The sequence below is a fragment of the Iningainema tapete BLCC-T55 genome (assembly GCF_014698965.1).
Taxonomy (GTDB): Bacteria; Cyanobacteriota; Cyanobacteriia; order Cyanobacteriales; family Nostocaceae; genus Iningainema; species Iningainema tapete.
Genome location: NZ_JACXAE010000007.1, coordinates 1 through 20,872, shown reverse-complemented (window position 1 = coordinate 20,872; position 20,872 = coordinate 1). Strand labels below are relative to the sequence as shown.

22 protein-coding genes and 3 pseudogenes are annotated in these 20,872 nt (G+C 41.1%); 6 read left to right on the top strand and 19 right to left on the bottom strand.

The window, feature by feature from the left end; genetic code table 11:
• Both ICL16_RS00550 and ICL16_RS00545 read right to left on the bottom strand, forming a co-directional pair.
• The coding region (locus ICL16_RS00550) for a filamentous hemagglutinin N-terminal domain-containing protein (RefSeq protein WP_190824950.1) at nt 1-1,103 on the bottom strand (1,103 nt) is incomplete at its 3' end.
• Nucleotides 1,104-1,761: 658 nt separating this feature from the next.
• Nucleotides 1,762-2,775: a bromodomain-containing protein gene (locus ICL16_RS00545; protein ID WP_190824949.1), complete on the bottom strand. Its 1,014-nt coding sequence runs from the start codon at nt 2,773-2,775 to the stop codon at nt 1,762-1,764.
• A 545-nt stretch (nt 2,776-3,320) separates the two neighbouring features.
• Here ICL16_RS00545 and ICL16_RS00540 point away from each other — a divergent pair.
• A complete protein-coding gene (locus tag ICL16_RS00540; protein ID WP_190824948.1) occupies nt 3,321-4,304 on the top strand; it encodes a tyrosine-type recombinase/integrase in 984 nt (327 codons plus the stop codon).
• 492 nt (nt 4,305-4,796) lie between these two features.
• On the top strand, nt 4,797-5,099 hold the full coding sequence (locus tag ICL16_RS00535; RefSeq protein WP_190824947.1) for a hypothetical protein: 303 nt from the start codon (nt 4,797-4,799) through the stop codon (nt 5,097-5,099).
• Between the two features lie 148 nt (nt 5,100-5,247).
• Here ICL16_RS00535 and ICL16_RS00530 read toward each other — a convergent pair whose 3' ends face one another.
• The 6 genes and pseudogenes from ICL16_RS00530 to ICL16_RS00510 all read right to left on the bottom strand — a co-directional run bounded on the left by ICL16_RS00530 (nt 5,248) and on the right by ICL16_RS00510 (nt 7,938).
• Nucleotides 5,248-6,204 (bottom strand): hypothetical protein, encoded by a 957-nt coding sequence (locus ICL16_RS00530; protein ID WP_190824946.1) that lies wholly within the window; start codon nt 6,202-6,204, stop codon nt 5,248-5,250.
• 49 nt (nt 6,205-6,253) lie between these two features.
• Complete coding sequence (locus tag ICL16_RS00525; protein WP_337906878.1) at nt 6,254-6,478, bottom strand: HTH domain-containing protein; 225 nt, start codon at nt 6,476-6,478, stop codon at nt 6,254-6,256.
• Between the two features lie 27 nt (nt 6,479-6,505).
• Nucleotides 6,506-6,598: pseudogene (locus ICL16_RS47105) on the bottom strand (transposase); the annotation flags it as partial.
• 9 nt (nt 6,599-6,607) lie between these two features.
• Nucleotides 6,608-7,000 (bottom strand): hypothetical protein, encoded by a 393-nt coding sequence (locus tag ICL16_RS00520; protein ID WP_190824945.1) that lies wholly within the window; start codon nt 6,998-7,000, stop codon nt 6,608-6,610.
• Nucleotides 6,997-7,590: a nucleotide-binding protein gene (locus tag ICL16_RS00515; RefSeq protein WP_190824944.1), complete on the bottom strand. Its 594-nt coding sequence runs from the start codon at nt 7,588-7,590 to the stop codon at nt 6,997-6,999. Before ICL16_RS00515 ends, ICL16_RS00520 begins: the two co-directional genes overlap by 4 nt.
• Nucleotides 7,591-7,620: 30 nt before the next feature.
• Nucleotides 7,621-7,938 (bottom strand): hypothetical protein, encoded by a 318-nt coding sequence (locus ICL16_RS00510; protein ID WP_190824943.1) that lies wholly within the window; start codon nt 7,936-7,938, stop codon nt 7,621-7,623.
• 570 nt (nt 7,939-8,508) lie between these two features.
• Between ICL16_RS00510 and ICL16_RS00505 the strand changes: the two genes are divergently transcribed.
• Both ICL16_RS00505 and ICL16_RS00500 read left to right on the top strand, forming a co-directional pair.
• Nucleotides 8,509-9,948: a GTPase gene (locus tag ICL16_RS00505; protein ID WP_190824942.1), complete on the top strand. Its 1,440-nt coding sequence runs from the start codon at nt 8,509-8,511 to the stop codon at nt 9,946-9,948.
• Between the two features lie 1,186 nt (nt 9,949-11,134).
• Nucleotides 11,135-11,287, top strand: a pseudogene (locus ICL16_RS00500) (IS701 family transposase); the annotation flags it as partial.
• Here the strand turns inward: ICL16_RS00500 and ICL16_RS00495 are convergent.
• A complete protein-coding gene (locus tag ICL16_RS00495; RefSeq protein ID WP_190824941.1) occupies nt 11,280-11,522 on the bottom strand; it encodes a hypothetical protein in 243 nt (80 codons plus the stop codon). The pseudogene ICL16_RS00500 and the gene ICL16_RS00495 overlap by 8 nt on opposite strands.
• Before the next feature lie 151 nt (nt 11,523-11,673).
• Between ICL16_RS00495 and ICL16_RS45140 the strand changes: the two are divergent.
• Nucleotides 11,674-12,032: pseudogene (locus ICL16_RS45140) on the top strand (IS701 family transposase); the annotation flags it as partial.
• Nucleotides 12,033-12,053: 21 nt separating this feature from the next.
• Here ICL16_RS45140 and ICL16_RS00485 read toward each other — a convergent pair.
• The 10 genes from ICL16_RS00485 to ICL16_RS00440 form a co-directional block, all read right to left on the bottom strand.
• Complete coding sequence (locus tag ICL16_RS00485; RefSeq protein ID WP_190824940.1) at nt 12,054-12,545, bottom strand: hypothetical protein; 492 nt, start codon at nt 12,543-12,545, stop codon at nt 12,054-12,056.
• 16 nt (nt 12,546-12,561) lie between these two features.
• Nucleotides 12,562-13,482 (bottom strand): hypothetical protein, encoded by a 921-nt coding sequence (locus ICL16_RS00480; RefSeq protein ID WP_190824939.1) that lies wholly within the window; start codon nt 13,480-13,482, stop codon nt 12,562-12,564.
• Between the two features lie 1,471 nt (nt 13,483-14,953).
• A complete protein-coding gene (locus ICL16_RS00475) occupies nt 14,954-15,109 on the bottom strand; it encodes a hypothetical protein (RefSeq protein WP_190824938.1) in 156 nt (51 codons plus the stop codon).
• Nucleotides 15,110-15,264: 155 nt separating this feature from the next.
• Nucleotides 15,265-15,723, bottom strand: coding sequence for a hypothetical protein (locus ICL16_RS00470; protein ID WP_190824937.1), 459 nt, complete (start codon nt 15,721-15,723; stop codon nt 15,265-15,267).
• Nucleotides 15,724-15,737: 14 nt separating this feature from the next.
• On the bottom strand, nt 15,738-16,772 hold the full coding sequence (locus tag ICL16_RS00465; protein WP_190824936.1) for a type IV secretion system DNA-binding domain-containing protein: 1,035 nt from the start codon (nt 16,770-16,772) through the stop codon (nt 15,738-15,740).
• 191 nt (nt 16,773-16,963) lie between these two features.
• Nucleotides 16,964-17,581 carry a type IV secretion system DNA-binding domain-containing protein gene (locus ICL16_RS00460; RefSeq protein WP_190824935.1) on the bottom strand — a complete coding sequence of 206 codons (618 nt, stop codon included), beginning with the start codon at nt 17,579-17,581 and terminating at the stop codon, nt 16,964-16,966.
• A gap of 2 nt (nt 17,582-17,583) precedes the next feature.
• On the bottom strand, nt 17,584-18,837 hold the full coding sequence (locus tag ICL16_RS00455) for a hypothetical protein (RefSeq protein ID WP_190824977.1): 1,254 nt from the start codon (nt 18,835-18,837) through the stop codon (nt 17,584-17,586).
• Nucleotides 18,838-18,839: 2 nt separating this feature from the next.
• On the bottom strand, nt 18,840-19,241 hold the full coding sequence (locus tag ICL16_RS00450) for a hypothetical protein (RefSeq protein ID WP_190824934.1): 402 nt from the start codon (nt 19,239-19,241) through the stop codon (nt 18,840-18,842).
• Nucleotides 19,238-20,161, bottom strand: a complete 924-nt coding sequence (locus tag ICL16_RS00445) for a relaxase/mobilization nuclease domain-containing protein (protein ID WP_190824933.1) — start codon at nt 20,159-20,161, stop codon at nt 19,238-19,240. Before ICL16_RS00445 ends, ICL16_RS00450 begins: the two co-directional genes overlap by 4 nt.
• Entirely contained in the window at nt 20,136-20,543 is a 408-nt protein-coding gene (locus ICL16_RS00440; RefSeq protein ID WP_190824932.1) for a plasmid mobilization protein, read from the bottom strand. Before ICL16_RS00440 ends, ICL16_RS00445 begins: the two co-directional genes overlap by 26 nt.
• 55 nt (nt 20,544-20,598) lie before the next feature.
• On the opposite strand from ICL16_RS00440, the gene ICL16_RS00435 reads away from it, so the two are divergent.
• Nucleotides 20,599-20,763 (top strand): hypothetical protein, encoded by a 165-nt coding sequence (locus ICL16_RS00435; RefSeq protein ID WP_190824931.1) that lies wholly within the window; start codon nt 20,599-20,601, stop codon nt 20,761-20,763.
• The last annotated feature ends 109 nt before the right edge of the window (nt 20,764-20,872 follow it).

Sequence of the window (20,872 nt, the reverse complement as noted above, 5' to 3'; positions counted from 1 at the left end):
CTACCCACTCCATCAAAGGAAGCTCTATCGCGGACGTTAATACTCACGTTGCCTGCATCTCCTCGTCCATAAGTACCAGCATATATTTGCCCGCCGTTAGTTACAGAGAGCGCTCCAGCTTTAATATCGACGTTTCCACCATTACCCACACTTCGCTCTAAAACGGCATTGGAAATAAAGCTGTAAGCGCCATCAAGGGTAATTGTTCCAGTCGTATCAATCTTAATGTCTCCCGCCTGAGAGCTAGCTGTTCCTGTACCGCTTATTCCAGCTCGAAGTTGACTTCCTTCACTCATTTTAAGATTATTGGCATTGATGACAATGCTGCCACCGCCTACACTGCGTACATTCACCACTGAGCCATTGATCAGCGATACATCTGCTCTTGCTGTATTTGGGGGAAAGTTTAAACTGATGTCATTGTTATTCATTGCTAAATTTACTGTCCCTGCTTGAGCTAATCCCCCTAACTCAACTCGACCTCCCCGTGCTCTCAACCCACTTTTATCAAGGACAACATTACCACCGATTAACGCCCGTGTTATACCAAGTGGATCATTTAACAAGTTAGCATCTTTGAGTTGGATTTCTTTTGGAATTGCCCCAAATTGCAAGCCAATAGGAACACTGATAGTCAACAGTGGTGTTGTTTGTGGAGTAGTGGCACTAAATATTGTACCATCAGCAAAGTTCAAACTACTCGCTGTACTTGCTACAAAAGAACCACCGATATTAAGTGAAGCATTTTGTCCAAAAATAATCCCACTGGGATTTATCAAAAACAGATTAGCTGTACCCGACGCTTTAATTATCCCATCAATATTAGAAACTGACCCACCCGTTACTCGACTAATAATATTCTGAATATCCGCTGCATTATTAAATATTGCAGTACCGCCAGTAGGAACAGAAAACTCAGAGAAGCTGTGGAACAAGTTGCCACCAGCTTGGGTTCCACCAGTGATATTGAGGGTGCTGCCATCCGGTGTGACGATGGAATTATTTGGTAGAGTGCCATCTGGTGTAATTTGGGCATTGGCACAATTTGCAGAAAAAGCGTACATCGCAATCCCCAAAAACCAACGAGTACTTATTCCAGACATTACACTCCCCGTAGCTGTGTAGCAGTTGTACTAGTGTTAAGTAAAGCACAAATAGTGAAAATCGGTTAACACCTGTTATTACTCAGCTTAGTCGTGCGGTTTTACGCCTTACCTATTATTTTTTTTAGAAAAGTTTATACGTCAGGCGTATTTTGCTCGGGTGTAGATGCGAGTGTAGATTTTTTGCAACTCCTTTTCAAGCTTTGGCAGTGTATTGCCAGCGTTAGTCCATTTCACAAATTCTGATAGCAGTATTCTATGCACTAAAGCCCAACACAATTGGGTATTTTTACTTACACAAATTTCCTGATTAAAAAAGATTTGAGAAGATTTGAGAAGACTGGATTTGTAAAATAATGCGATTCATAAGCATCCAGAAGATTTTAGAAGACGGATGCCCAAGAAAAACCCAATACCAAATACTTCAGTTATGCTTATTTTTTCAAGTTTTATGCATCTTTAATCTTCTTTCAAACTATTTTTTGCTTATGACAACCACTCGATTTGAGACAGTCGAATGGGTAGCCTATGTGGAGTTTGGAACGAGAGCAAGCCATATTTTTCCTATATGAAATTCAAGCGTGAGCGCTCTTTCCATCGGCGCTACACCGGGGTGTACAGCAGCGCACTCAGCAACCCCTCTTGCGTCGCTTAAAGCTCACTCCATCAAATCCTGCTTCCTTAACCAATCAACAACTTCACCAATGTCTTGAGTTGAAATCACACGCTCAAGAGAGTCGCCTGGGGGGTTAACAATAAACAGCTCTCTGCCCCTGCCAAGAGTTGTAGTATCAATGAAAAGCCTGTAGCCACAACTTTCGACAATTTGTCTCAAATCGGTGTAGTACTCGGCTTTGGTGTAGTGCTTGTCCGATAGCTTTTTAATTGCCTCATCCACCAGTGGGGCTGCAGTTCCATCTGGGGCAGAGGATGCGGGTGTAGATGCTGGTGTAGATTCTCTCAACTCCAAGATGAACCTATCCAAAGCTCTAGCAGCAGTTTTATACTGGGGAGAAGTGGTGGCAACTTTGCCTTTACCAGAGGTGAGGGTTTTGAGGACGCTTACGCGCACTAATTGGAGCTCCGGCAATGATATTGCAGGAGCAAGAGAAAGATTATTCAATTCTTCCTGTAGCACCTGGTTGCGTTGTGCCAACGATTCGTTTTCACTCCGCAGTTGTTCCAATTGAGATAGGAGTTGTTCTTGTTCCTGATGGGAGTTGTGCAGCTGCTCCATAAGAGATTCGTTCATTTTTTGTTGTTCAGCAACTTGTTTAACTGCGTTTAACACTTCGGTTTGGGCGTTTTGTAGTTCAAGCAGACCAGGTTGATTTTCTGCCTTTAACGATGTAAAACTTTGTTTAACGGTTTGATTTAACAATGTTGACTCTTGTTTAACGGTAGGCTCCAGCGTTGTTAAATTATGTTTAACCAACTCATTAAACAGTGTAGAATGCTGTTCAACTTGTTGAGATAATTCTTGTAACTTAGTTTCTAGCTCGTGTACCCGTGCAAGTAAATCGGGTTTTGATGATGGAGGAGCTAATAGACCCAACCCGCGCCTGAGTGCTGCGACAACAACATCAGTTTTATTGCCCTCACCCGCTTCTACACGAGAGGCAATAGCTGAGAGAATATCATCTGGTAAGCGAAATCCTTCTACCTTTGGCACTTGTTCAACAAGTTGTTAATTATGTTTGACATTAATATACAACCGACGGAGGGGGGAGTGCGCGAGCACAAAAAAATAAATGCTGAATTATAGCTGTAATTGTCGTCAGTGATGAAAATATAAGTAAAAAATATTAATGGCGGCTGAAACGGCGTTTTTGCGTGGCTGCTCCTTAAGGCAACGAAAATAGGAGCAGATTATGGAAACGTCATCTGAGGTGAAATCAAGGGTTTGGGCATTGCGTACTGTGAGTATTTAGCCGCAATTATTTTGATAGCAGCAGTGATATCACTTGCAAGTCGCATTAATAACCTAGCCGACTGGACTCAAAGGCTAGTCGGCAGCCTTTGAGTGTACAAATAACCACAATCCTCTTGTAGAAGCCCCTTAGATCAACCCAAGCCATTCCTTTAAGAGCCTTATCTGTTTGTCAGGACACGGTGTAAGGAATTCAAAGTCCGCTCAAGTGGTTTTCCAAGTGTACGCAGTGTGCTAGTATCATCCGTTAATGAAAAAAAGCATTGTCATGAACGTAAAAAAGGAAGATGTTAAGTACAACTACTGAAAGTTCTCTTGCTTCTGTTGCCAGTCAATTACTTGAGAGTAATGATTTTTTGGCGGAGTTACAGCAGAAAGCCCAGACTACCCAACGGGGGTATGCTGGCAATGTACGGATATTTTTTGAGTATTTTTTGCTCCGGGAGCCAACTCCAAAGGATGTTGAGGAGTTCTGGGCGTTGGATGGGGAGACGGCTAACGGGTTAATTCTAAAGTTTAAAAATCATTTGGTGGCACAGGGTAGGAAGGGGGCAACTATTAACCGTTATTTGGCTGCTATCAAGTATTTAATTAAGGTAGGGCGGAACCTGAAGCGCTGCCGATATCACTTTGATAGCGACCGGATTGAATCCCTCAAGGTGACCAAGTACCGCGACACCAGGGGTGTGTCCGTGGATGAGTACAACAAAGTTTTTGATGTAATTGATACTTACTCAGTTAAGGGGAAGCGCGATTATGCCTTATTTCTGCTGCTTTGGGCAAACGTCCTGCGTCGGGGAGAGGTCGCTAAGTTAACAGTGGGAGATTTTGATTACCACGAAAATACATTAATTGTTTATGGTAAGGGCAAGGGCAATGATGAAACTAGGATTGACTTAAATCCTTTCGTGGCGGAGGCGATTAGCGATTGGTTGGGAAGTCGTACAAATATTAAACCCAGTGACCCTCTGTTTATTGCGCTGGACTTCCACAACAAAGGTCATCAGTTGACGGGTGACGGCATTTACGCCATTGTGCGAAAAACCTGCGATAAGGCTGGCATCAAAAAGCGGATGACACCCCATAAGATTAGACATTCGGGAATTACCGATGCCCTCGACTTGGCAGAAGGTGATTACCGGAAGGTTCAGCACCTTAGCCGTCATGCTGACCCCAGGACAATCCTGGTTTATGAAGACAATAAGAATCAGTACCAACTGGAGTTAACTAATAAATTAGCTGCTCGTGTTGGGAAAAAGCGGCAATCTTAATAATAAACGCTTTAGCAGGTCGCTACCCTCCAGGCATCGCAAAGGAACTTCAGGATTTTGAATTTAAACTCTGTGGCTTATGACAGTTCATCCCAGGCACGCCCTGAACCCTGTATCTCTGTTTTCTTGAATTGCAATAAACAACCGAGAAAAAAATCTAATTTCAGAATTTCGCCTTGGCAAAAATTCACCAAACAGTAAATCTATAATGCTAGGGAAGCTATCACAAGTGTGCAAAGACTTTATTCAGTAACACCTCGATCTGATTTAGAATTTCGCCTTAGGGAAAATTCATTAAGATTTCATCCTACAAGAAATTCAAAATATTGTTCAAACAAAGTATAAGCAGTTCATCCTGCTTGAGAAACAGATATCTCGGCTCAACCTCCGGTTGGTACGGTGACCTTAACTACAAGTGTCTCAGTTAGCGATGTAGCTACTATGGAATTTAGTAAATACCATTGTTTTATGCTTACAATGGTTCTACGCATTATGCAATCAAAAAAATCTCCAGCAGATGCGAGCAAAGCCTCCCAAGGTTTCAAGGTAACAGTTACTATTCGGGATGCTATTGAAGAGTTTCGTCGAATATGCAAAGCCCTCCAAGATTCAAAACCGAACATAAATCCTGAGCAGCTGCTCAAAGCAGATTCGACAGAGCAGGCATTGAAGGAGCAAAGCATAGAGGACGCCGAGATTGCTTTCATTTCTGCTTTGGCAACAGCACAGCGCGAATCTAGTCGCGTCAGTCGAGCTAGTACTAAGCACCAAGAAGGAAAGGAGCTTCCAAAATGAAGTAATATACAACTCCGATCTCACACCCTTCCTATCAAGAGAATATTAGGTTGTATTTGGGGTGAACGTACCATTTTGGTTAAACTCAACGGAGCGGTCACCCCTATTTAGGGAAAAGTTTTTACTGATTCTTATTGTCTTCGTAAACCTAGATTATTCTAGGGTCGGCGTGACGGTTAAGATGTTGTACCTCTTTTGGATTCTTTTGTTCTATCAAGGTAATTAATTCTGTCATGTACTTATCAACAACTTTCCTAGACTCTTTAGTTTTCAAAAATTTGTCTGTAGGCTGACGAGAAAACTTTCTCTTCAGAGATTTAAGTGCAATTACATACTTTTGCTTTCTGTTAGGGTCTTGATAAAAAATGGAGTCAATAGGCAAACTATTACTGTACTGAGTGCTTCTACCATAATGAATGCTACAAACAAGCCAAGCCCTAATGTATGCATACATACAGTTGTAGAAAAGCTCTGTGGCTATCTTATTGGGGACAGATTCACATAAGGCTTCATCGCAGGCAGCGCGAATTGCAGCGACAAAGCTTTCAGGATCTTTTTCGTCATACTCTAAGCCTTCGTTTAACTCGCCAGCTGCCTTTAGGCGAGCCAAAAATTCTGTTGATTTCTCATTAAGGGTTTCCTTGAATTTATTTTCTCCTAGTTGGCGACGAAGCCTATCAATAGATTCATTGAGACCATCAAGTCTGTCCGGTTGGTCACCTAAAGAGTGCGTCATCAAAGAGAAGTACTCAACATGATAGTCTGAATCATTTTGAGACACTTGCCCTTGTTCTGTTGTGTGTTGCTTCTTTTTGATTCGTGCGTCGATAACTGTAAGGTAAAGCGTTACTAAGGCGCTCCCTATACTCCAGAGAAATGGAATCGCCAGCTTATTGTGTTCGACTCCATTAATAGCGGAGGCATTGTTCTGAGCGGAAGTTGCAAGATGCATCCGACCAGTGGCATATGCGATCAACCCAATAAACACGAAAAGTATAATGCCCATTACTACCAGAAGTTCAGGACTGAAGCTGGCTGCTTTAAGTCGCCACCAATTCCATAGTGTTTGATAGTTTCTGCGGATAGATGCCTTACGTGTACTCATAATTTTGGGAATTACTTGAATACGTTAACTAAAATATTTACATTAATACTTATGACTTATCTAGTCCCGCAATTTTATGCAATAAATCTAACTCTTCAATCATTGCCCTCCGAATTCGAGAAATCATATACGAAGCTGTATTCTTACTGACTCCAATTTCCTTGGAGAGCCTACGTACACTGATATGTGATGATGCTCTTAAAATTAGACGGATTGCTTGAAACCACTTTTGTAAATCTACATGAGTTTTATGAAAAAGTGTGCCAACGGTCACGCTATATGAAGTAAAACAACTGTTGCAGTGGTATCTGTGTGCTTTTTTATATGAAGTTGCTTTGATTGAGCCGCAGTATGGGCAGGTAGGTTGACCATTCCAGCGAATCTGTTCTAGCAGAGCAATGCCTCAATCCGTTTTAGAATTTCGCCTTGGTGAAAATTCGTCAATTAGCAAATCTATATTTTCACCTTGCAGCCATTTCACCCAAACGCTCATTAAAAAATCCACCAATTCGCTTTTATCAATATCTATGCCTTGCCTCCGAAGCTTGAGTAATTCTTCCTCCACATCCAAATCAGTTTCGCGCTTCACATAGTAGGTACGCCCAATCCAAGCATCATCCGATCGCTTCCCCGTTGCAGGTCTACCACGCTTTCGGGGTTCGGTCTTTGGTGTTGGTTGCTGTGGTGCTGGTTGCGATGTGTCGTCCTTCGCGGTTGGTTCAGTCGGCTGTTCCGTTTCCGGTTGTGGTTCTTCTCGACTTTCAAATAACTTCTTAAAAGGGCTGGGCTTGCTCATGACAGTATCTCCTTACCTACCCGTTGGTACTCCCCCCAAGCAACCTTACTGCTGCGGTCCTTTACTTCATAAACTGGTCGTCCTTCCAGCGCTGCTTTCTCGTAGGCAGCAAAACGCCTTATTCCCTGCTTGAATAAAGGTATCCCCTCTGCCTCTAATGCCTCCCTTGCCTGTTGTCCTGTCTGCCGTGGTGCTGGGGGAATGATTGTGAGTAATACTCGATAGCGATCGCTCCCTAAAGAATGAAGCGTATCCACAGTTTGTAGGAGCGCATCCATCGCTAGTGCATCTGGGGTTGTGGGCAGGACTAACAAGTTGCATCCATCAACCAGCGCTTCTAAATCTTCCCGGTTGGGTCTAGCAGCTGTGTCTATGACTACGTGTTCAAAGTTGCGGCTGTGCATTGGAGCCTGCAATAAATCCACAACTCTAAAGGGTAAGGCTCCTCGCTTTGCCCAACCTGTAGCACTGCGATTTGGATCGCCATCAACTAACAATGTGCTTCCTTTCTTCGAGAAATAGCAGGCAAGGTGAATAGCGCTGGTTGTTTTAGCCACACCTCCTTTGAAACTAGCAAGGGTGATAATCACAATCTGCACTCCTACTCAGATACAGCTAGTTTATTGATTTGTCAACAATTTGTATTGGTTTATTTGTAAAAAGTTATATTGGCGGCAATACAGCTTTACGGTAATTTGTATTTTCGCCAATTCAAAATTTTCAGCTGTTGTCCTACTTGCCCAGCATCGGTTTCTTACTGTCAAGCGTGGTTCATTACTACCGCTCAAGCGTTCGCCATGAAATGTTAGTCCGCCAGTACAAATCAGCCTGCGCCAATTCGTCAATCTTCTTGGGGTAAATAAGCGCTCTGGTGTTACCAGGGGCAAGTAGTATAAAAACTTAGTTTGTAGTATGCGAAAAATGGCTACTTTCTGCATACTTATGACGCTCAAACAACCCAATTTGGTTCCCATCTCTGCCATGTTTTGCTTATTGACAGTAATTATCAGTGATTTTAGGTCAAGATTTTATCGCAACTATCTATACTTGCGATAAAAGTAAAGTCACTTTCAAAATCAGGATGTGATGCCAAGGCTTATGGCGGTACTTGCCGAACTGGGTATATCCCAAAACTAAATCAGAACAGATTTCAAAAGTGTTACAGTTGGTCTTGACTAACGTGTAAAAGAATGATATTTCATCTACCAAAAGATAGAGATTTGAATTTTTTGTGGTTATAATTACTGAACTTTTTAGCTAATTTTGAGAAAAATTGAGACTCATAATCACCAATTATTTTGTACTCTAACTAAATAGCTAACAGCTTGATAGCTCAGACTTATTAACAGCTTTTTGTATTTTAGATAGCAATAATCACTATACTAAAAAATTACAAAATTAGTCAAAATTTGGCTAAAAACTGTGAAATCAGCCTAAAAATTTTTCCCGAAATCGAAAAAAAGTTCCGTGTAGTCATAATTGTTGAATCTCACACAACTAGAACATTCATGTTTAATTCAAATGATTCTCGGATAGTAATTGCGTTAGCTGGTCATACAGGTGTAGGTAAGACTACTCTCATATCTACTCTTAGGAAAGCTCCATCTGGAGAAATTGGTAACATGGGTAATACTACTAAAAAAGCAGAGAGCTATAATTTTCCCGAATATAAATCTTTACACGCAACTTTTGTAGATTGCCCAGGCTTTCAAAATGCTGTTGCTATGTTTGATTATCTAGATGCAAAACAAGAGGGAATCATTAATAAGTTTTTAGCTAAATTTCAAAAACGTAACATTAATGTTGAATATGACATACGTGCAGTAGAAGCATTAAAAAGTAGTGATGTAGTTTTATATGTCGGTAATCTCATAAATCCCGCAGATGATTCACACACAAATGAGGTAAAAGTCATTCAGCAAATTCAGCGTCGAGTTATAGTTATTTTAAACAAGGCTGGAGAGTTTGAAGATAGTCATGGTCGAACTGAGAAAGATAAACGAATTAATCAATGGAAGAATGAACTAATTCAGAAAGCAGGTATAGAACCCGAAAATATTATTGACTTTGATTCACATTTTGACAATCCTTCAAAAGTTCAGGAAATTTACAATGCTATTTTAAGAATATTACCTCCAAAGAGAGGAGAAGTATTTAAAGAAGGGTTGAAAGAATTTGAAAAACGTCAACATGAAATAGAGCAAGAAGCTTACAAATTACTTGCAAGGGAAGTAATTTCTATCAGAAATAAAACTTTAAAACAAAAAATAAATGATAATAGTCGAGGCACGGCGAAGAGGGAACTAGAGAAAGAGATAGAGAATTTATTAAATTATCACGTACTTTCTTTTATCCAAAAAGCTTCTCAATTATATGAGATAGGAGCAAAAAATCCAACAATGTCTGTAAATCAATTCCTAAAAAAAGCCAGAGAAAATATAGAAAAACCTACTGCAAGGCAGAGAATGACTGATGCGGCTTTAGGTGGTTCAATAGGTGGGGTTGCAGTAAGTGCGGCTTATGCAGGTTTGTTTGCTGCCGCTACCTTTTTTACTGGTGGAGCAGCAATACCGGCACTTATTGCTGCTGCTGGAACAGGCGCAGCTTATGGAGCAGGTATAGGTACTATAGGTGGCTCAATAATAGGTGCTGCTGCTGCTAAGGGTGATAATGTGTATAAAATAAATTTAGATGCAGAAGTGACAGAATATCTTGCGGAAATCTGTATAGCACTTATTTATGGTTTATCGCATTATGGTTATGGTGCTTTTTATAGTACTAATATGCGCGATAAAGAGAAAGAAATACCTGTAACAAAATCCAATGAGTTGAGAAATAAAGTTCAACAAATTAATAAAAATAGAAAACATAAGCTCAATTGGATAACTGCTACCGAATTACAAATTATTAATTGGTGCGAAGAAACTCTAAGACAACTAGAAGCTTAAGTGCAGAATTCTTAAGAGACTAATCGCATAAAATAACAAAAAACGATTCTATGACCTTATTAGAGAGAATAGAATCGTTTTTTTGTTGTATTAAATCCAAATACTAACAGTACATTTTTATTAGCTGTAGCCGTATGCACGTAAGTACAATACCCGTGAATGAAATTTTAAAAAATCTAATTAAAAAAAAATACTGTTAGTATAAGAGTAGATTTCATGTTTACCTCTAGTCAATTAAAGTGGGAAATTTATGTAGTTATTTAATAAGTGAAATTTTCCCAAAAATACTTGATTAACTTGAATAGCGAAATAATTCGATTTAAAGAGCTTTTGTAGACGATATTATTACAAATAATTTATCTAATGACACAAATTTTAAAACTGAGCTTGACAAAATTTCAGTCAGAATTGAGTTTGATATGAAAAGACTCGATTCTGAACTGACTGGTGTTTATGGGAATTCAACTCGTTAATTTTCAATCTTGCCCTGACAACCACGAAGTTTTCATTTTCATGGGAAGTATTGATCGTGGTGATGCCGTAAAAGTTGGTCGATACAATGTAGCTCTAAGGAACTGCAAACAAGAACGCTTCAAACCGCAAACAAGTCAAAATTGAAACCACATTAACTGCAAATAAGAGGTGTCTCAAAACCACATTATCTGCAAATGAAACCACATTATTTGCAAACAAACCACATTATTTGCAAACAAACCACATTATCTGCAAATAGCTTGAAAGCCATATCCAGAGTAGATTTTGAATTTTTCGCCTCAAAACTGTCCAAAAAATACGAACATTAAAACCAAACACTTATGCCCGAATGATGTGGTTTAATCTAAACGCTATCTGTCCAATTTAATTATAAATTAGGTTTTTAGGAGCAAGTATCAGTAACTTGTTTTTCTCATGAGGGTAAAGACTCTTAAGTTTAAAACTGGGGTCATGGTAAATATTCTTTAATTTGGACAGTTTCATATCAAAAGTCACCTGAAAGCTAGAAGCATTGCTGGTTAATGATTACAGCCTATTTGCCGATAATGTGGTTTGTTTGCAAATAATTTGGTTTGGTTGCAGTTAATGTGGTTTCATTTGCAGATAATGTGGTTTTGAAACCCCCCTTATTTGCAGATAATGTGGTTTCAAAATCGGCTTGTTTGCAGTTTGAAGCGTTTCTGTTTGCAGTTCGCAACAATTAGGTTTTTTATTTGGAGTATAAAAAAATAGAACAGTATCAAATCTCCCTGGAAAGTATTGCCAAGTAAATACCTTAGAGATTCCGGATGAAGGATTGGTAACTCATTTAAGAGAATTTGGGTTTGTAAAGTTGTTTAGGAAAGTGTGACTTGAAGAAGATTTTGGACAGGTTGTCCAACTTTACCTTCCGAAAATAGATGTCCAATTTTACCTTCTAAAAAATGCCCAAAAATAACATCAAGGAAAATTAAGGGTTTCAGGCGACGTTTTTTTGGGCTGACGATTGCCTCTAGGCGATCGCCGGGAAGTAAATTTAGCACTGGGAGACTTGTAAAGTTTACCACAAGCTGATTACTGACTTTTGTTATTATGTCCATTTTCTTTTTCCATTTTATGTATTATGTCCATTTTCTTTTTCCAAAATTCCCATTGCTGTATTGACACCAAACACGAATTTATAGGTATTTCAGCTTATAATCTGTCCAGCTTCTTCTTCCAAAGCTGTCCAAAATCTTGTTCAAGTCATAGAAAGTCTTCAAAAAAGAAGACTCTAGACACTATATATTTTATCAGCCTGATGAAGAGAACCCCAAAGAGATTCTAGAACAGATAACTAGAAGTACCTTCGTCACAATTCATGATACACATTGGGGCATTGAAAGTTTCATAGAGCAGTAAAACAGCTATGTGGTATTTGTCGGTTTATGGTTTAAGTTGTCCACACAATCAAAACACATATATTTTGCTCGCTTCAAGCATTTGTTCGTTTAGAAAAAATGCGCTCTGAATACATTATTGACAATTGGTATGAAGTACAAAGAAACCTATTCACAAAAGTTATTCGTGAATATGTTTTGGATAACTTGAGTGCCACTAGTGCTGCTTGAACACATAAACTTCTTCTCTTGTCAATGCGTAAGTCCTAGTATAAACTGAATGAAAATATTTTTATTTTTAACACGTTCATTTTTTATCATAGAATTTATGAAATTTACAAAAGGTCGAGGGTAAGTAGTATTTTGAGAAATTAGATACCAAGATTGTTGAAAAGCTGGTCTATCAAAACTTGATTGCATACCAGATTTCCATCTTTTCCATAATGTTTTATTAACAAGTCTTAAATCGTTATATATAGAATATTCTTCATAACATAAATCAAAGTAAATCCACATATAACGCAAGATTTTATCTTGTTCTGCCATATCTAAAGATGCCAGATTAAAATCATCAAATATTACACTTTTTGGTAAATTCAAAATAATTTCTTGATACCGCTTTGTGTATTCACTAACGTTTGCCACTAATAATTGTTTGCGAACACCTCTGTCCTGTATCCATATACTAAAAAGAGAAGTTATTAGAGCTAAAGTTGCTATAACATCACTTAGTTGTAGTTTCATTATTTAATAATTCAATCTAAAAAAATATAAATCTTTTTCTTTTACATAATTTTTTAGGCTGTTGAGAAACGTGTTCACGTGTTTTATTTGCAAAGATTTCAACGGTTTGAGGCGACCAAAGCTTCCCTTTATTGAAACCTACACTAAATAGTTCTATATCAAAAAAAACAGATACAAACCATGAAAGTCCTATTACTGAAGCTAAAAACATAAGCCATAGTATCTGCCCATCAAATTGATTTTCAGGCGGTAGTTCGATTCTACGATAACCAGTATTTGGGTCTACAGGTTGCTGATACTGTTCTTTAATTTTTCTGTAATAATCTGATCGAAGTTTTTTTTGATAATCAATACGTTCTGACGAAACACAAGTCCTAGTTACAAAAACTACAAGAGCTATTGAACCTGTGGTTATCCAAAGTCTTCTAGCTCTGCTCTTAGCTACATTATGGTTTGCAGCACAAAAAAAACACATTTTATTTTTAGGACATTTTAAGCCTGCTTGGAGAAAAGTAGCTACAGCTCTAGAACAATTAGACGTTCTAAGATGATATTTAGAAATTTCTAACTTATTAGAAGTATACTCTCTCCACAATGCTCTCATTTGATTTTCATCTAAACCATTAATTGGAATGATCGCATGAGGCTCACCTTTAGGGTTTTTGTCTTCTATTCTTTTTTCACAATCTTGTTCAAAAGTAATATTTTCAGCTCTTGGTGCAGGAGGAAAGAGAACATATATCCACTGTGGGAGATTCCTATCGCCTTTCTTACCCCCCGTACCAGGTCTATGACTTATATATATATCATCGTTTGATTTAGTATCATCTAGAATATGTATTGCGACATGACCTACATTTCCTTTATTTGGTAGCACACCATTATAAACAGAAAAATCTGGATTTGTACCTTTCCAAATATAGACTTTAACAGTCATAAATAAACTCCATAATACATTATAACTAGTAGAAAAAATGACCTTATAAACCTTAAAAATTAAGTAAAATTTAGAAGACTGAAAAAGATAAAAATTAATAACTTTCTAACAAACTATATTCACTAAAAAACAACTTCACTGTCAATCTTTTTATAGGTTCTATTAATACTTTTCTTGACATGAATTTCTGAATTTCATGTATTAAAAATTATTTTTACATAACTGGTTATTAAAATCTACCAAAATGATTAAAAAATTAAAAAACTCTATCTTTAGATAGATTATTACGTAGTCTATTGAGAATAACCCTTGCAGAGGCTAATCAGGCGATATTCTGGTAAACGCTCTATCTCCCTAACCAATAATTTCACGGGCTTGCGGGGCATTATGGAGGGAGTATTTAACCGTGTCGGGCGTGGGAGTTATACTCCTTTTTCAGAAAAACTAGCTCCCCCAGAAGTGGGGTGCTTGCCGAGATACGTGCCTGAAGGGACACATTGTAAAGTTCGATTAAGCAAACTTACGAAACCCTTGAGATCTAGTTGTTTCAACCTCAAGCGAAGAGTGAACCCAAAAGATAAAAATATTGCCTTGATGGTCATTTATGGGCAAGTGTAAGGGACTATTGGGGTGGAAGCTTGGTTTTACCGTGCAAAATTTTGATTCGCCCGTTATCATTTTTGGGGAAATTAGTAAATTAATAAGGCATTGTCTGCAACAAAAATTTACAACGTGTCTCTTTTTGCAGGTATTTCGGCGGCCACCCAACTTCAGCTACATTGTGCTGACGCTTATGCTCGTACTACGTTGTCAGTTGTGGGCGTGTGAGTTACACATGGCGCGCACGCACTCAACCATCCCTAAATCTGAGCAGCACAAGTTAAATCTTTGAGACAGTAGCTGCGATACTTCCTTTCACATCTATAACTGGAGGAGTGTGAGTAAAAATAACTTGTAGGAATTAAAGATATTAAGTCCATAGGAGTTAATTATCCAATTGCTTTTTTATTGTTTATGTACTACCAACAATATCTTTGCATAACTAACTATTAAAAATCCATCTAAAGATATGACAAATGTCAAATATCAACCTTTAGATAGATAAAATAATTGTCATTTTAATTAACTCAAATAATATATATAGGTACAAGTAAAAGCGACTTATGCAGTTTTGAAAAACACAACTGCGCTTGGATATAATAGTGGGAATATTTTGCCAATAAATAATATTAACCAGCTGTGATTTTACTAACATTAAATATTAGTAAGCGCTCAGAAAAACTAATAAAAATATTAAGTCTTGCCTGTATATTTAACTAAGAACTATGTTTAAGTTAATTTATTTAAATATTTAGTATGACAGTGCATAGACCAGAGGGGTACTGTCGCAAGACGTTACTCTGCTTTCACTCAAAGTAAGAGAGTTTGTACATTGAAGCCGCCCTCATCTCACACAAGAGCGGCGACATATTTATCTAGCAATGACAGTTTGATGATTCTGTTCAGCTACATGCTGCATCCAAGCTTGAATTGCTTCAACCTCCTTATACCTTTGCTGCATCATTGCACCAACATGCTTGTTGAAACTATTCTCAGCATGATTATGTTGCAACCCCTGTTGAGCCACTTGCAGCGGTAGCGGTGACTGAGCGCCGCGACAATCTAGACTGCTGACTCAGGATCAAAGTTCGGCGCTCGGTCAGCAAGTGGCATTCAAGGGAGTCCTGAGGGTGGGCGGAAGCCCCCAGCAACCAGTGGACCAACTCGGAGTCTTGTTAAATATCACAACTGGGGGAAGTCCCAGGAATACCCAGGTTTGCCTGAATTCACAAGGGATTCCACTTTTTCAAGCTTTTGGACGTAAAAGTCAATCTTGTACTGCTTGTAAAGCTCCTTGGCTTTCCTAAGATGCTCCAGTCCAGATTCCTTATCTATAGGGTTTTTGGTGGTACTCCAGCGTTTGAGTTGGATTTCAGCCAGTCGAGTGTGAGCTGGGGCTGAGTTGGGGTTGATTGCCAGGATTTGTTTGTAGATGGCTTCTGCCTCCGAACTATTGCTAATGCCTTTATTTTTAGCTAGTTTGAGCAGTTCACCTTCTGCCCGTGCGCGTGTAGTGTCGTTAGATGATTGTGTATTTTGCCACAGTTTTGCTTCTTTAGCTTGCTGCTCAAGTGGGGCTTCGTAGACTTGACCGATAATCAAACCACCGATACAAGCGCCAAAAAGTAGTTTGCGTATCATATTTATACTATTGTTTATAATGGTTCAAATCTGTCGTTTCTAGTTGGATAACTCTTTGGCGTGACTCTTACCCGTGCTGGTGATGAGCCATCCGCAATGCACAGGTAGCCCTCTAGGGGTGGTAGGTTTTGCAGTTCGGATGGCAATACTGCTGCTGTCTCCCGAATCTGCTCGCTTTGGCTTAACCCACCGTCATTACTTTGGCTGTAGTTTTTGGAGACGGTCACGTCGATTCGCTCCTGCACCCCAATCATCTTGGAGAATTGTTCTGCCGTAGCTCCATCCCGAATGTTGAGGATTAGCTTGGTGGCCACACCTTGAAGGATGATCCTGCTGCCCCTCTCCCCGTAGATTTCTTCCATCTGGGCAGTAGTCTGCGTTCCAATAAAGGCACTGCCGCCAAACTTGCGGCTTTCGGATAGTAGCCGGGGGAGTGATTTAAGTTGGGATAATGCACCCAATTCATCAATCACCAGGGCTGTCTTCAGTCGGCGGTTCTCATTTGACAGCAATCCCCTAAGCATCAGTTCAAAGCAAGTTGTCACCAGTGGTTTGAAAGCTTCGGCATCGTCCTCGAACAGCGGGAGGAATATCCAGCGACGATCGTCATCCCTACCCCATTTGCTGAAACTAAATTCTGCTGGTGTTGGGCATTTGGTTAAGGACTGGTAGAACCGTAGTTGGTTAATTGCCGTCGCCAGTACGCTTCCTGCGGTGTTGCCCGATTCGCCCTCAAAATACCTCATGGATACTGTGCCAGCTAGAAAATCCTTCAGTTGCTCCAAACTGAAGCGGGTCAAGACTTCCCAGACTTCATTATTGGAGTAAGTTCTCTCGTATACATCGGCAATCAAATTCTTAGCTGCATCGCTAAAAAATCGCTCCTTGGGGTCATCTGGGATTAAACCAGCAGCTATGGTGCTAAACTGTGCGCCTTCCGAGCGATGGCTCCACCCAACACTGCGAGCATCCCTCGGATTAAATGTACAGTGACTAATTATTTGTCTCCGGTGACTAATTGTTGTGGTGAGGACATTTTGTTGTCGCAATTGAAGGACATATTCAAGATTACTGGTTTTTTCTCATCCATGAAGCGACAGCTAATTTGTCACAATCCTGGAATATGACATTTAATTTGTCACCAAACTGTATTGAAGCATAGTATTGTTAAGTCACTCTCATCGAAGTACAGCAAGTATTTGTAAAATGACATTAATTTGTCACAATGATAAATAATTAGTCACTGTACATTAAAGATGATGTCGCCTTCTGAGTAAAGCTTCTCCATCAATTCGCCGTTGCGGTCTAGCACGATAACTCGCCAGTCATCCCTTTGGCGTAGGGTGTGTAGTACTTGTAAGATGGACTGGGACTTGCCCGATCCTGGAGCGCCAAAAAAGCCGAATGATAAGTTCTCCAAGTAGTTGGGTAGTACAATTCCACCAATCTCCAACTTTGGGGTGATGGGTTGCTTCCCTTGTGGCTTGAGCAGTTGGGTTTCTTTGGTTACTAGCTGGCGTTGCAATTCTTTGGCTGTGGCTAGCGTAGTACCTCGGAGTACCTTGTCTGTTAACACGGTTGGTATCAGCACTAATACTGCACCAACGATTAGGTTTAATCGCCAAAGTCCACCCCATCCATACAATAGAGCCAATACGATAAAGATGGCTGTTGTTATTGCTGCCACTTTTACGGGGAATTGTCCCCGACGTGGCAACCACCAAGCAGTAATTAACAGCAGCGGGAACAATGGACCAAAGAACTTTGCGACTTGATAAGCTACAAGTCCTGCTGCCAAGCCTATACCAATTTTAATTAAACCTGTAGCATCAAATTGTGTTGCTTCCTTGTTAAACATTTCTACCTACTTCTTTCCTTAAATTGATGTTGTTGTTTCTCGCCTGGGCTAGGCTGGGTGATACCGTACTGGGTGCGAATTGCCGTAAGTCGTTCCTGTAGCGATAGGTTCGCCCAATCCTGCTGCTGTTGTGGCTGTGGTACGGCGGATAGTTCTTGCCCCTGGAGCCGATATTCGATATTGCCTGCTGCCAGTAGTTTGCTGCCGTCTAACTGACGATCGCCCACTAGGTCTACTGCCAGTTTGGTGGTTGCCTCCAGTCCTGCACCCACCAGTTCGCGGGTAGTGTCCTTGAGGTAGTCAATTCCACCGCGTACTGCTTCACCAATCTCCTGCACTGTGTTGGAGAAATTTTGCTTTATGCCATCCATCCATTTAGCTAGTCGGTTGTCCTTTGGCTGTACCAGCTCTAGGCGTTCTGCCTGCTGCTGCCTCATTTCCTCTACTTGTCGCTGGATGTCGGCAATCTGCTGCTGCAAAAGGGCGAGAGTTTCAACCAGTTGTTGGTTGGATATTGTGGGGTCAGTTTGCGCGATCGTCTCTGCTGAGATGTCGATTGCTGGTTGCTCTTGTCCTGGTGGTAGCTGCATTCTTTCGGGCGTTCCCTCCAGTACTGGCTGGGAAGCTGCTTTCTGCTGTGAGTACTTGTCAGCAAAGTACTGCCAATCTAGCCCCATCTGGCTCATGAGGTAAATGCCATTGGGGGTGAATTGCTTCGCCCATTCTCCAAATATGGGGGATGCATCTCTGAGGTAGTAGTCAGTGCTGAGATAGCCAAAGTCCTTATCCAAGTTGATTTGGTTATTGGTTTTCTGATTTTCTCCTTCAAGCGTTGGTAATTGGGTCGGGTCGTTCTCCGGTTGTTCTTCTACAAGTTGGGTGGTTGGTTGTTGGTTTAGGAGTTGTGCTTGTAGTGGTTCTTCTAGTTCTTTGGTTCGCTCGTTGGCACGTTGCTTGTTAATGCTGCTTTTGTTGCCATTCTCATAGCGGAATACCTCTTCAATAGCTGGCGTATACAGCGCAATTTCTACTGTGCCTTTAGCCGATTCTGTGAAATTGACTGCTGCAACCAGTTTCTCCAACTCGAATGGTTTGATTCGGTCGATATCTGGCTTGTTTTCTACACCAGCGCGGTAGACTATGGTTGTCCCCACTTTTACAGTCAATCCTTCTTGGTCTGAGGTTTTTTGGTTGTAGAAATCATTGATGATTCGGTCAAATCGCTCTTGCTGCTCCGAGTTTAGATATCGTGACATATTCAATTCCTCGTTTGGCGTAAAGAGTTGGTGATCGTTGTGGCAGTCACTTTGGGTTGGGGCAGTTGCACATTACCGAGTTTATTGAGGATAATTTGTTTCTCAACTTCCACATAGGAGCATTTTCCATCTACCCACACTTGAATTACCTGCGACTGTCCTACATCTGGTGGTAAGTTGATATACTGCACCTGGTCGTTTTCAAAGTGGATGTGTGGTCCATCGGCTTGGTCGGCGTAGTAAATTTCAATGCGATTCGGTTTGTAATTGGCTGGGAGTGGAGCATCATTCCAGCAGTCGGCTGCATTCCAGACTGCGTTGGGGTATTTGTGCCGCAGTTGTGCTGACTGGGGTGGTAGATTGTTGATAATAAATGTTTCTTCATCTGGTAATAGTTGTGTCATCGCTCAATACCTCTTGACTTACGTTGTTGTGTCTGCTGTTGCTGTTGCTGCTGCTGTTGAGTGAGATATCTTTCAAGCATTTGTTGGGCTAAGTTAGGATTGCTCACCAACTGCTGTATGCGTGGGTCGTCGCGTTGTGGTTCATACTCCGTCCTTTGCGTAATTCCATTGAAGGTGTAGCCCGGTCCCAAGTGAGTACCGCTGAACGCCAGGTCTTGCATCTGAAAACTGATGCCCTTGCTCTTACCAGTGCGCGTAAATCCGGAGCGTACTTCAATCCCCTGTAGTTGCAACCGGGCTATCATTAATGGCATTGGTGGTTTATCCTGCACTGCATCATCAATCGCCTGCTGGAGTTTCATCTTAATGGGCAGTTCTGGTGGTGATTGGCGTAAGCCCGATTCATACTCTGACTGTTCGCGCATCATGCGGCGGGTTTGTCCAGTGCTGACTCGACGGGCTAGTTTCTCTCGGCTGCCTTGTACCTGGGTTAGTCCGTACTCTTTCTCAAGTTCTCGCAGTACCTTCTCAGAGCGCACGTAATCCCATGAGTCATGCACTACCAAAGCGGTATCCAGCCTAATGCGACTAGCTACAATATGGATGTGGTCGTCGTCAGTGTTGGCGTGTCTTATAATACTGTACTGGTTGCAGTCAAAGCCCATTTGCTCCATGTACTTGTCAGCGATTTCACACCACTGTTCATCATCTAGGCGATCGCTCTTGGCGGCTGATAAACTGACGTGATAAACTGCTCGCTCGACTCCTGGGTTAAGCTGTCTTGACAGTTTGAATTCTCGTGCCAATTCACGGGCGTTCCGTCCGCTCATGTTACCACCGATCAGCTGTGAGCCGCTGCTGGATTCGAGATAGTCCAGCAGTCCCCGAAATCCCCTACCCTTCTTCTGCTTGCCAATCATCCTCTAGTTCCTCCGACTCAGAGTCGTCCCCTATCTCCACTTTTGTAAGTTCTCTTCTGCACTCATGTAGCAGTTCTAGAAGTTCTTTCAGTAGTTTTGGATCTGCGGGTGGCGAGTACCCCACCTTAATGGCGGTGTTGGTTGCTTTAGCTAGCTGGTTGAGGTTGTTCCCGATGCGTCCCAACTCCTGATAAGTGGCAAGGGATATTTTGCTCAGTCGGCGTGGCAGTGGTTTGCCCAAAGTTAAGCGTCTTATTAATTCACTGGCTGGCATTCCCGCATCTTGGGCTTTTATGCGTAGCCAATCTAGTTCCAAGTCGCTTAATCGCACTGGATAGTTGTGTGTTCTTTTTGTAACTTTGGAGAAGCACTTTTTTGGCATAAATCTAGACGGTTAATGATGCATTCGATTGGGGGTTCTCCAAGGGGTACTCCCCTTGGACAAGCCTGCCCGTGCCGAGCGACAGCGACGGATTGGCGAAAGCCAAAGGGCATGGCTTGCTCCCCACCCACCCCACGGAGACAAGAGGACTCGAACTACCCAGGACGGGGGGCAACTCCGAGATCCGAGGGCTACCCACTCCCTGGGGGAAACGCGGTAGTTTGGGGGCTACCACTCATGAGGGCAACTCCAGGATTCCCCTTATGGAGTAACGGGCGTGAATCAGAGTATAGCTATTAGGTTTTGAAGTAAATATGATGACTAAACGA

Excerpts from the sequence above, each read along its gene's own strand:
- ICL16_RS00470 (WP_190824937.1), bottom strand. The coding sequence starts at position 15,723 with ATGATACGCAAACTACTTTTTGGCGCTTGTATCGGTGGTTTGATTATC.
- ICL16_RS00445 (WP_190824933.1), bottom strand. The coding sequence starts at position 20,161 with ATGATTGGCAAGCAGAAGAAGGGTAGGGGATTTCGGGGACTGCTGGAC.
- ICL16_RS00480 (WP_190824939.1), bottom strand. The coding sequence starts at position 13,482 with ATGACTGTTAAAGTCTATATTTGGAAAGGTACAAATCCAGATTTTTCT.
- ICL16_RS00535 (WP_190824947.1), top strand. The coding sequence starts at position 4,797 with ATGCAATCAAAAAAATCTCCAGCAGATGCGAGCAAAGCCTCCCAAGGT.
- ICL16_RS00460 (WP_190824935.1), bottom strand. The coding sequence starts at position 17,581 with ATGTTTAACAAGGAAGCAACACAATTTGATGCTACAGGTTTAATTAAA.
- ICL16_RS00455 (WP_190824977.1), bottom strand. The coding sequence starts at position 18,837 with ATGTCACGATATCTAAACTCGGAGCAGCAAGAGCGATTTGACCGAATC.
- ICL16_RS00510 (WP_190824943.1), bottom strand. The coding sequence starts at position 7,938 with ATGCAGAAAGTAGCCATTTTTCGCATACTACAAACTAAGTTTTTATAC.
- ICL16_RS00540 (WP_190824948.1), top strand. The coding sequence starts at position 3,321 with ATGTTAAGTACAACTACTGAAAGTTCTCTTGCTTCTGTTGCCAGTCAA.
- ICL16_RS00450 (WP_190824934.1), bottom strand. The coding sequence starts at position 19,241 with ATGACACAACTATTACCAGATGAAGAAACATTTATTATCAACAATCTA.
- ICL16_RS00520 (WP_190824945.1), bottom strand. The coding sequence starts at position 7,000 with ATGAGCAAGCCCAGCCCTTTTAAGAAGTTATTTGAAAGTCGAGAAGAA.
- ICL16_RS00485 (WP_190824940.1), bottom strand. The coding sequence starts at position 12,545 with ATGAAACTACAACTAAGTGATGTTATAGCAACTTTAGCTCTAATAACT.
- ICL16_RS00440 (WP_190824932.1), bottom strand. The coding sequence starts at position 20,543 with ATGCCAAAAAAGTGCTTCTCCAAAGTTACAAAAAGAACACACAACTAT.
- ICL16_RS00505 (WP_190824942.1), top strand. The coding sequence starts at position 8,509 with ATGTTTAATTCAAATGATTCTCGGATAGTAATTGCGTTAGCTGGTCAT.
- ICL16_RS00495 (WP_190824941.1), bottom strand. The coding sequence starts at position 11,522 with ATGGACATAATAACAAAAGTCAGTAATCAGCTTGTGGTAAACTTTACA.
- ICL16_RS00530 (WP_190824946.1), bottom strand. The coding sequence starts at position 6,204 with ATGAGTACACGTAAGGCATCTATCCGCAGAAACTATCAAACACTATGG.